The following is a 9,304-nucleotide window of genomic DNA, read 5'->3' as shown; positions in this document are numbered from 1 at the left end:
AGAGACAGCCCCGATGGCGTAGGCCCCCACCATCGCCGTGTAGGCCACCCGGGCCACCACCGCCGGATCCACCCCGGGACGCAGCAGCCCGTTCGCGGAGGAACGCCGGAGCAGGTCCCGCAGCAGGGACTCCCACTCCAACTCGTGACTCTCCTCCGCCGCGGCGATGCGGTGCCGCGCCAGCCGGGTGCCCGCCCGGACGACGACGTCCTGTTCGAGCAGGCGGGCCGCGTCGTTGAGCATCCCCACCGCGATCGAGAGCGGATCCAACTCCCGCCGCAGCCAGCTGTGCTGCAACCGGGGCCAGCGCCTGGCCTGCAGACGCACCAGGTCCAACGCCAGGGACTCCTTCGAGGAGAAGTGGAAGTAGAACGCGCCCTTGGTCACCCCGCTGCGCTGCAGAATCGCACTGAGCGGCACGGCGTCGTAACCGTGCCGGTCGAACTCCTCGGCGGCTGCCACGACGATCGCACGACGGGTCAGTTGGGCACGACGCTGCTGGGGCATGTGCGCGGCTCCGGCGTACGACTGTGGGCGGCGCGCCAGAACGCACAGTAACGAGCAGGCGCGAGCCACCCACGAATGGATGATCAACTTTGCGGATTGAAGTTACCGCGCGTGGATATCCGTTGCCCATCCGGCTCGCGCCCCGGAAAACCCCCCTCAACCGGGCCGTCACACGCCCGACGGGCAAAAACCCCCACCTGCCGACCAAGCAAAAAAGACCCGGAGGTAGGTTTTACCCGTGGGCCGTCCCGCCACGGCCCCGTCCCGCGAGATGTTCCACCGGGGGGTGTACGTCTCGCGGGACCTTGTCCCAACACGCACCACCCCGGCGTCGTCGCGCCCGGTCACCGAGCCGGGCGCCCGCCGGGAGTGCGCCTGGCCCGGGGAGTCAGTCCGCGACCGGAGACTCCCCGTCGGCGTCCTCGTCCGAGTTCAGGCCGAGCATCTCCAGCAGCCGCGTGCAGTCCTCCCGGTCCTTGGAGCAGCGCGCCACGGCGATCCGGGCGCGGTGCAGCTGTTCGGAGGAGAAACGCGCGGAGTCACCGCGTTGGGCGGGCACCGAGGTCGAGGACCTGGGGTAGCCTCTGTCCTGCAACGCCAGGAACTTGCGTACGTCGAGCGAGCCGTCCATAACCCCTCCCCGACTAGGGTTCCGCCGCAGGTTACCCAGCCCACGCGGGACGAAACAGCCCCCTGGAGAGTGATGCGCGATTACTCTTCGGAGCGAAAACACCCGGCAAAGTAACCACTCTCCGTGACAGTCGCCGCTGCGCGCGGAGACGTTCCCCACACCGCCGATCCCCCCGACCCGCGCGACACCTCTACCCCCTAGGGGTATATTGGCCGTGTCGTCGAACCACACCACGATCGGGAAAGGAGCGGCGATGCCCACCCGAACCTTCACCGTCAGCGGAATGACCTGCCAGCACTGCGTCGCCTCGGTGACCGAGGAACTCCAGGAGCTGCCCGAGGTCACCGACGTCGACGTCGCACTGGACACCGGCAGGGTCACCGTCACCTCGGAGACCGAACTCAGCCAGGAGGCCGCCTCCTCGGCGGTGCGCGAGGCCGGCTACACCATCTCCGACTGGCCCGCGCAGTGACCCACCGGCGGCCTCACCGGCCGACCGGGACCGCGATCCTCACGAACGAGGCCTCGCGAACTCTCCCCAGCGGGGGGCTCGGCGTGCCACAATCGGCCCGCTGACACCCCCGGTCAGCCGCTGTGGAGATCGGCATCAGGCGCCCCCGCGTTTCCCCCTGACGCGGGGGCGGTGCCGCGCGGCCCCTCCGACACGCCGGAGTGAGCACCCCCACAACGTCTGGCACCGGCGGAGGAAACCGTTATCGTGTCCGCGTGGTGCTAGGAAGGGCGAAGTTCGGACGTCGGCAGCGCGCGGAGAACGCGGAGGACGCCGACACACAGCAGCAGGACGAGACCGACGGCGACCTGGAGTCCTACCTCGCGGCGCTCTCCCCCGAGGAGGACCCGGAGACCACCGGAACCGGTCGCAGCTTCGGCAACTCCGAGGTGCACCAGCTGCGGCTGCCGCTGATGGCCAACGAACGGCTCAAGGAGCTGGCCGCCGAGCAGGGCACCTCCCCCAGCGCGCTGGCGCGGGACTGGGTGCTGCAACACCTCAACGACCTGGACGAGCGGCCCGAGCCCCGGCCGCGGGACACCGCCCAACCGGAACGGGACGAATCCCCCGCCCCGGGATCCGCCGAGCTCCCCGAGAACTCCGGGACTCCCCAGTGGCCCTCCGAGGAGGGTTTCCCCACCGAGTTCCCCGAAGCCACCGAGCCGCAGGACGGCTACCAGCCCCGGGCGTTCCCGCAGGCCCCCGGCGGGTGGGCCGAGGCCCCCGAGGAAACCGACACCGAGATCACCATTCCGCACGGCCAGTACCGCTACTGAGCACCACGGCCCGCGGAACGCGCCGCCAGGCGGGGGCCCGGACTCCGCCCGAGCACCACCAGCGGACCCCGCCCCGGGCGGAACCACCTCGCGGCCCCGCCCGGAGCGGTGCTCCGGCGCGGCCTCAGGCCGGCATTCCCAGCTCCCGGGCGATCAACATCCGCTGCACCTCGCTGGTGCCCTCGCCGATTTCGAGGATCTTGGCGTCCCGGTAGAACCGGCCCACCGGGGTCTCGTTCATGAACCCGTAGCCGCCGAATATCTGGGTGGCGTCCCTGGCGTTGTCCATGGCGGCGTTGGAGGAGGCCAGCTTCGCCACCGCCGCCTGCTTGCGGTACGGCTGCCCCCGCAGCATCCGGCTCGCCGCGTCGTAGTAGGCCAGCCGGGCGGTGTGGGCGCGCAGCTCCATGTCCGAGATCTTGAACTGGATGGCCTGGTTGCTGCCGATGCTGCGGCCGAAGGCGCTGCGCTGCTCCGCATAGCGCAGGCACTCGTCCACACATCCCTGGGCCAGTCCGACCCCGAGCGCGGCGATGGCCACCCGCCCCTCGGTCAGGGTGGACAGGAACTGGGCGTAGCCGCGTCCGCGCTGGCCCAGCAGGTTCTCCTCCGGAACCCGGCAGTCCGCGAAGGCCAGCTCGTGGGTGTCCGAGGCGTTCCAGCCCACCTTGGAGTACTGCGGAGCCACCGTGAACCCGGGGGTGCCCGCCGGGACGATGATGGTGGAGATCTCCTTGCCGCCGTCGTCACGCGTGCCGGTGACCGCCGCGACCGTGACGAAGCCGGTGATCTCGGTGCCCGAGTTGGTGATGAACGCCTTGGAGCCGTTGAGCACCCACTCCCCGCCGTCCAGCTCGGCGGTGGTGCGGCAGGCTCCCGCGTCGGACCCCCCGTCCGGTTCGGTCAGCCCGAAGGCCCCGAGCACCTCCCCTGACGCCAGCCGGGGCAGCCAGGTGGTGCGCTGCTGTTCGGTGCCGAACCGCAGGATCGGCATGACCCCCAGCGACACCCCGGCCTCCAGCGTGACGGCCACCGAGGAGTCCACCCTGGCCAGTTCCTCGATGGCCAGGCACAGCGCCAGGTAGTCCCCGCCCATGCCGCCGTGCTCCTCCGGGACGGGCAGCCCGAACAGGCCCATCTCCCCCATGCCGGAGACGATCCCGTAGGGGAACTCCTCCCGCTGGTAGTAGTCCCCGATCACCGGGGCCACCTCTTTGAGCGCGAAGTTGCGCACCGACTCACGCAGCTGCTCGTGCTCCTCGCTGAGCTGGTAATCGACCATCCCGACCTCCTGAACGGATCACGGCGCGGGTCCGCCGTGCCGGTGTGCCTCCCGGGAGGTTCACTCCCCGGAGGGCCTCTCATCCTGCGCGGTCACCACCGCGAGCGGTTGTTCCAGCTCGACCGCCTGTCCCGCGGTCACGAACACCTCCGTGACCAGCCCGTCCACCGGGGCGGTCACGGTGTGCTCCATCTTCATCGCCTCCACCACGAACAGGGCCTGTCCGGCGCTCACCCGCTGGCCCGGCGCGACCTTGTCGATCAGCACCGTGCCGGGCATGGGGCTGGTCACCGCCCCGTCGGCGGCGCCGGAGCGCTCGGCCGCGTCCGACAGCAGGGTGTGCTCGGTCAACGCCCAGCTCCCCTCGGCGGAGGCCAGCCGGACGGTGCGCCCGGCCAGGGCGTAGTGGTAGCGGCGGGTGTGGCCGTCCAGCTCGACCGTGGCCGTGGACTCCCGGCGGAACAGCCGCGCCCGGTGCGGGCTCGTCTCGGAGGTGGACTCCCGCCGGACGCGGACCTCGGCGTGGGCGGAGTCCCCCCGCACCTCCACCGTGACGCGCTCCCCCGCCACGTCGAAAGACCAGTCCAGCCAGGCCCTGCCGCCCATGCGCCAGCCGAGCAGCGACTCCCACGGGTCCGCCCGGGGACCGGAGGGCTCCACCTCGCTCAACCGGAGCAACGCGGCGGTGACCAGCACGTGATCCGGGGGAGCGCTCGGCCCGCCGGTGAGCAGCCCCTCCAGCTCCCGCTCCACGAGCCCGGTGTCCAGCTCCCCCTCCCGCACCGAGGGGTGTTCCAGCAGGGCGCGGAGGAAGGTGGTGTTGGTCTCCACCCCGAGCAGCACCGTCTCGGACAGCGCGTCGTCCAGCCTGCGCAGCGCCTCCGACCGCGTGCGCCCCCATCCGACGATCTTGGCCAGCATCGGGTCGTAGTCGGAACCGATGCGGTCGCCGGCCCGCACCCCGGAGTCGACCCGGACGCCGGGTCCGGAGGGCTCGTGGACCCGCAGCACCTCGCCGCCGGTCGGCAGGAACCCCCGCGCCGGGTCCTCGGCGTAGATCCGGGCCTCCACCGCGTGACCGGAGGTGCCCAGCTCGTGCTGCCCGAACGGGAGGGGTTCCCCCTCGGCGACGCGCACCTGCCACTCCACCAGGTCCAGCCCGTTCGGGGGGTCGCGGCGCTCCCCGCCGGATGCCTCCGCCCCGTCCCGCCCGACGGTGGTGACCATCTCGGTGACCGGGTGCTCGACCTGCAACCGGGTGTTCATCTCCATGAAGAAGAACTCCTCCGGCGCGTCGGCGGAGACGATGAACTCCACGGTTCCCGCCCCCACGTAGCCGACCGCGCGGGCGGCCCGCACGGCGGCCTCCCCGATGCGCTCCCGCGTGGGCGGGTCGAGCAGCGGCGAGGGAGCCTCCTCCACGATCTTCTGGTGCCTGCGTTGCAGGCTGCACTCGCGTTCGCCGAGGTGCACCACGTTCCCGTGGGAGTCGCCCAGCACCTGCACCTCGATGTGCCGGGGGCGGGTGACGAAGCGCTCCACGAACAGGGTGTCGTCGCCGAAGGCAGCGCGGGACTCCCTGCGGGCGGCGGCGATCGCCTCCTCCAGCTCGTCGGGCGAGTGCACCAGGCGCATCCCCTTGCCCCCGCCGCCGGCGGCCGGTTTGAACAGCACGGGCAGCCCCACGTCCAGGGCGGTGGCCGCGAGTCGTTCGTCGGAGTCCCCGGGTGAGCTGCTGCCGGGCACCAGCGGCACCCCGGCGGCCTCCACGGTGCGCTTGGCGCGGATCTTGTCGCCCATCGAGGCGATGGCCTCCGCCGAGGGGCCGATGAACACCAGTCCCTCCCGGTCGCAGGCCTCGGCGAAGGCGGCGCTCTCGGAGAGGAAGCCGTAGCCGGGGTGCACGGCCTGGGCGCCGCTCGTCCGGGCTGCTTCGAGCATCCTCTCCACGGACAGGTAGCTCTCGGTGGCCGCCGCCGGGCCGACGCGCACGGCCGTGTCCGCCGCGGCCACGTGCGCGGAGTCGGCGTCCGCGTCGCTGTACACGGCCACGGTGCGGATCCCCAGGCGGCGCAGGGTCGCGATGACCCGCACCGCGATCTCGCCGCGGTTGGCGACCAGCACCGTGTCGAAACGCCGTCGGTGCGCCTGCTGTGCGTGGGCCATGTTCCTCTCCTCCGAGCGGGCCGTGCCGGAAGTACTCGTGCTCACCGCGTGCTCACATCCGGAACACGCCGTTGTTCACCGGTTCCAGGGGAGCGTTGGCCGCCACGGACAGGGCCAGTCCGAGCACGTTCCTGGTCTGCTTGGGGTCGATCACGCCGTCGTCCCACAGCCGCGCGGTCGAGTAGTAGGGGTGGCCCTGGCGCTCGTACTGCTCGCGCACCGGCTGTTTGAACTCCTCCTCCTGCTCGGCCGACCACTGCCCGCCGCCCTGCTCGATCTGGTCGCGGCGGACGGTGGCCAGCACCGAGGCGGCCTGTTCGCCGCCCATCACCGAGATGCGGGCGTTGGGCCACATCCACAGGAAGCGGGGGGAGTAGGCGCGGCCGCACATCGAGTAGTTGCCCGCCCCGAAGGAACCGCCGATGACCACGGTCAGCTTCGGGACCCGGGCGCAGGCCACGGCGGTGACCATCTTCGCCCCGTGCTTGGCGATACCTCCGGCCTCGTACTCCTTGCCGACCATGAACCCCGAGATGTTCTGCAGGAACACCAGCGGTATCTCCCGCCGGTCGCAGAGCTGCACGAAGTGCGCTCCCTTGAGCGCCGACTCGCCGAACAGGATCCCGTTGTTGGCCACGATGCCCACCGGGTGACCGTGGATCCGCGCGAAACCGGTCACCAGGGTCTGCCCGTACTCGGCCTTGAACTCGGAGAAGCGGCTGCCGTCGACCGTGCGGGCGATCACCTCCCGCACGTCGTAGGGGGTCCTGCTGTCGGGGGGCACCACGCCGTAGAGCTGGTCCGGGTCCACGACGGGTTCCTCCACCGGGGCGGGGGCTGCCGTGGAACGCGCCTGGCCGGTGGTGGCGACGATGGAGCGCACGATGCGCAGCGCGTCGGCGTCGTCGGCGGCCAGGTGGTCGGCCACCCCGGAGGTGTGGGCGTGCAGCCACCCCCCGCCGAGCTCCTCGGCGGTGACCTCGGCGCCGGTGGCGGCCTTCACCAGCGGCGGGCCGCCGAGGAAGATGGTGCCCTGCTCCCGCACGATCACGGCCTCGTCGCTCATGGCCGGGACGTAGGCCCCGCCCGCCGTGCAGGAGCCGAGCACGGCGGCTATCTGCGGGATTCCCCGCGCCGACATCGTGGCCTGGTTGTAGAAGATGCGCCCGAAGTGCTCCCGGTCGGGGAAGACCTCGTCCTGCCGGGGCAGGAAGGCGCCGCCGGAGTCCACCAGGTAAATGCAGGGCAGGTTGTTGTGCAGGGCCACCTCCTGGGCCCGCAGGTGCTTCTTCACCGTGACCGGGTAGTAGGTGCCGCCCTTGACGGTGGCGTCGTTGGCCACGATGACGCACTCCCGGCCCGCCACCCGGCCGATGCCGGTGATGATGCCCGCGCCGGGGGCCTCGTCGTCGTAGAGGCCGTGGGCCGCCATGGGCGACAGTTCCAGCAGCGGGGAACCCCGGTCGAGCAGGGTGTTCACCCGGTCGCGGGGCAGCAGTTTCCCGCGTTCGACGTGGCGCCGCCTGGTTTTCTCGGGACCTCCCGCACGGGCCCGGGCGAGCTGCTCGTCGAGGTCGGCGACGAGCGCCTCGTGTTCCGCCGTGTAGCGCGCGTAGGACTCGGCAGTCGGGTCGACAGCCGTGGACAGTACCGGCGCATCCATCTTCGACCGCACCTTCCGTTCTCGTTCCCGACCGGCCGGTGGGCCTTTTCGGGGGAACGACACGTGGCGACAGGGGTGTTAATGATCGTTAACCGACTCTGATGTTAACGCCGCCTAACAGGATTCGTCTAGTATCGGAGTCGATGACGCACAACGCCGCCGAGGATCCGCCGACCGAGCCGCCCCCCACGCGGCGCGAACAGATCCTCGGAGCCGCAGCGGAACTGTTCGCCAGGTACGGCTTCCACGGAGTGGGCATCGACGACATCGGCGCGGCCGTGGGCGTCTCCGGCCCCGCGCTGTACCGCCACTTCCGCAGCAAGGACGCGATGCTGGGCGAGATGCTCACCGGCATCAGCGAGAAACTCCTCCACGGCGGCAACGCCCGCATCGCCGGGGCCGGCACCCCGGAACACGCCCTGGAAAGCCTGGTGCACTGGCACGTCGAGTTCGCGCTGACGAACTCCGCGCTGATCACCGTGCACCTGCGCGACCTGGACAGCCTGTCCGAACCGGACCGCCACCGGGTCCGGGAACTGCAACGACGCTACGTCGAGGTGTGGGTCCGCGCCCTGATCGAGGCCCGGCCCGGCCTCGACGAACCGACCGCTCGGGCCGCCACCCACGCGGTACTCGGGCTGATCAACTCCACGCCCTACAGCGCCCGGCTGGACACCACCGCCATGACCACCCTGCTGCACCGCATGGCCATGGGCGCGCTCGACTCCGAACCCACCCGTCGCGCCTGACGGGGGCGGTCGGTCCCGTCGGGTTCGGGGCTGGTGCGTTGCGGCACGGAGCCAGCGGCTCCCGGGGACGAGTCGGCAGGACGGGACCGTCGCCGGCAACTTCGGTCCCGGCGACCCGGTAATCCTCGCCCGTCAGCCCAGGACAACCCGGACAGGACCGCACGCGAACCACAGGAGCGACACGTCCTCGAGCCGGAAGCCCCCAGTACCTCTCACCGCGCTGACAACACCCCAGGAATCACCGTCCGTGCCGCAACAACCCCACAGAACACATGCGGATCATTCGCTTCCCACCACTCACCCCTCGAAACGCACGACCCGCTGATCCGAGGCGAGTTCAGCAGAGCCAAGCAGCTTCGCTTCTGGAATGCCCACCCAACGGGGTGCTGACCGTCGCATAGTAATACCCCCCACCAGAGCACCAGCCCCCGATTCGGAACTCACCACTCGTCATCCGGCGCTCGCCGTATCCCACTTGCTGGTCCGGAGAGGACGGATGGTATTTCCAGATGTTTCCTTTCACGAGAACGGTGTTTCCGCAACCGCTGCGATACGCCATCGCGAAAACGTGCCTCCCTCGACTGCCTTCCCAGGGCCTGCCAGCCGTCACACCGCACGCGGCCGGTTCGGCCTCCTGGGCAGTCGAATCAGTCGCCCGTACGGTATCCCCCGGCAAAGCCAGTGCACCAGCGGTCACCCCAACCACGAAGGCTCCTATTCCCATCCGTCGAATGACACGTCGCATGAACTCTTCTCCTCACGACCGGATCCCCGAACAAACAAAACCATTCTGCGCGTCCGACACACCCACACAACACCCCTGAACAGGTGGACATCACCAATAATTCAGCCACCTCGAACAATCATCCCGCGCATCAAACCGACATATTTTCCGGATGATTTCTCGCGAATTCCGAAATATCAGGAGATCCGAGACCGACGAACCCGCACCATCGGGCGAGCTCGACCCGCATTCCCGGAGTGGAGGAAGGGGCTACCCGGAGTCGGCTGTTCGGGAC

8 protein-coding genes are annotated in these 9,304 nt (G+C 70.4%); 3 read left to right on the top strand and 5 right to left on the bottom strand.

What is annotated here, in order from left to right; all coding sequences use genetic code 11:
- The coding region (locus CEP50_RS19305) for a ScbR family autoregulator-binding transcription factor (protein ID WP_258175431.1) at positions 1 to 594 on the bottom strand (594 nt) is incomplete at its 3' end.
- Between the two features lie 301 nt (positions 595 to 895).
- Complete coding sequence (locus tag CEP50_RS19300) at positions 896 to 1,138, bottom strand: hypothetical protein (RefSeq protein ID WP_106115335.1); 243 nt, start codon at positions 1,136 to 1,138, stop codon at positions 896 to 898.
- A 253-nt stretch (positions 1,139 to 1,391) separates the two neighbouring features.
- Here CEP50_RS19300 and CEP50_RS19295 point away from each other — a divergent pair, with 253 nt between their 5' ends.
- Complete coding sequence (locus CEP50_RS19295; protein ID WP_106115334.1) at positions 1,392 to 1,610, top strand: heavy-metal-associated domain-containing protein; 219 nt, start codon at positions 1,392 to 1,394, stop codon at positions 1,608 to 1,610.
- 254 nt (positions 1,611 to 1,864) lie between these two features.
- Positions 1,865 to 2,425 (top strand): hypothetical protein, encoded by a 561-nt coding sequence (locus CEP50_RS19290; RefSeq protein WP_106115333.1) that lies wholly within the window; start codon positions 1,865 to 1,867, stop codon positions 2,423 to 2,425.
- A 124-nt stretch (positions 2,426 to 2,549) separates the two neighbouring features.
- Here the strand turns inward: CEP50_RS19290 and CEP50_RS19285 are convergent, their stop codons facing one another.
- The 3 genes from CEP50_RS19285 to CEP50_RS19275 are packed head-to-tail and all read right to left on the bottom strand — an operon-like array spanning position 2,550 to position 7,536.
- Positions 2,550 to 3,707, bottom strand: a complete 1,158-nt coding sequence (locus CEP50_RS19285) for an acyl-CoA dehydrogenase family protein (RefSeq protein WP_106115332.1) — start codon at positions 3,705 to 3,707, stop codon at positions 2,550 to 2,552.
- 60 nt (positions 3,708 to 3,767) lie between these two features.
- Positions 3,768 to 5,873: an acetyl/propionyl/methylcrotonyl-CoA carboxylase subunit alpha gene (locus CEP50_RS19280; protein WP_106115331.1), complete on the bottom strand. Its 2,106-nt coding sequence runs from the start codon at positions 5,871 to 5,873 to the stop codon at positions 3,768 to 3,770.
- A gap of 52 nt (positions 5,874 to 5,925) precedes the next feature.
- A complete protein-coding gene (locus tag CEP50_RS19275) occupies positions 5,926 to 7,536 on the bottom strand; it encodes a carboxyl transferase domain-containing protein (protein WP_106115337.1) in 1,611 nt (536 codons plus the stop codon).
- A gap of 143 nt (positions 7,537 to 7,679) precedes the next feature.
- Between CEP50_RS19275 and CEP50_RS19270 the strand changes: the two genes are divergently transcribed.
- Positions 7,680 to 8,285 carry an SACE_7040 family transcriptional regulator gene (locus CEP50_RS19270; protein WP_106115330.1) on the top strand — a complete coding sequence of 202 codons (606 nt, stop codon included), beginning with the start codon at positions 7,680 to 7,682 and terminating at the stop codon, positions 8,283 to 8,285.
- Positions 8,286 to 9,304 lie beyond the last annotated feature (1,019 nt).

It is taken from the genome of Actinopolyspora mortivallis (assembly GCF_003001495.1).
Taxonomy (GTDB): Bacteria; Actinomycetota; Actinomycetes; order Mycobacteriales; family Pseudonocardiaceae; genus Actinopolyspora; species Actinopolyspora mortivallis_A.
This window is presented reverse-complemented; position numbering and strand designations above follow the sequence as displayed.